The organism is Pseudoxanthomonas helianthi, assembly GCF_017939625.1.
GTDB lineage: Bacteria > Pseudomonadota > Gammaproteobacteria > Xanthomonadales > Xanthomonadaceae > Pseudoxanthomonas_A > Pseudoxanthomonas_A helianthi.
The window spans coordinates 589,552-590,461 of sequence record NZ_JAGKTC010000001.1 but is presented as its reverse complement, the minus strand read 5'-3'; the positions used below and the strand labels follow the sequence as shown (position 1 = coordinate 590,461).

2 protein-coding genes are annotated in these 910 nt (G+C 52.6%); both read left to right on the top strand.

The annotated features are described in order from the left end of the window. Positions 1–402: lipoprotein (locus J5837_RS02800; RefSeq protein ID WP_210535196.1), on the top strand; the 402-nt coding region annotated here is incomplete at its 5' end. A gap of 66 nt (positions 403–468) precedes the next feature. Further along, on the top strand, positions 469–910 hold a 442-nt coding region (locus tag J5837_RS02795; RefSeq protein ID WP_210535195.1), incomplete at its 3' end, for a hypothetical protein.

The window sequence follows — 910 nt, the reverse complement described above, 5'->3', positions numbered from 1 at the left end:
GCTCACATGAGAGTTTTGCGGCGCATATTCTTTCTACTTCTGGCAGTTCTGCTGTTGACTGGCTGTCAGCCCAGAAAGACCGGCCTGTTCTCGTCTCTAGACATTGACAAAGATGGCCTGCTCTATGGCTATGAGATCTTTATCGTTAAAGGAGATCGCGCCGCTGGAGCTGAGTCCGACTACTACGCGATCGTTCAATGCGCCAACGGCAAGATCAGCCAGCCGCTCATTGGACAAGTTGTAATGACTTCAGACCAAGTGATCATCACGCTTCCGGCGCATGGCAAGCCCGGCTGTCCTTCTTCTCAGTTCACAGGCACTATTGGTTTCAAAGAGCTGACCGGCAATTTTAGCAATGGCAAAGAGCTCGCCTTGTCACGCAAGGACAGTTACTGGGAGTGAGCTATAACAATTCATTCAAGCCGAAGCCGCTTCTCGGCTCGGCTTAGTTCAGGCGTTAGGTGTCACATGAAGATCCTCGTGACCGCACTAATGGCTCTTGCAGTAACCGCCTGTGCCTCACAACACGGCCCGCCCAAAGTAAAAGGTCTTGAGGCATTTCAGTCGCTCGGTCATGATTTTTGGCTTATCACTGCCGCGGAAGAAGTTCGTGGCGGTTTCGAGTCTGTCGGGCATTTCGGCTATTGCTATTACAAGGGTCAAAACTTAGCTCGTTGTGATCGCATGTCACCCTCACCGTCCGGCGACTTTGCCGTGTATCAAGAAGCTTCAACCGGCCACATCTTTCTCTTCAGCACCAAGACTGGTCGCAGCACACGCCTAACCTCGGAGTTCCCTGGACTCATGTGGTCAGCTTCGTGGCAAGAGTCGGAGAAGCAAGTTACCGTTCAAGTCGGTGCTGCCTCGCCTGAGAAAGAGCTCAAGCTGTCGTACGCTCAGGCAAGTGGCA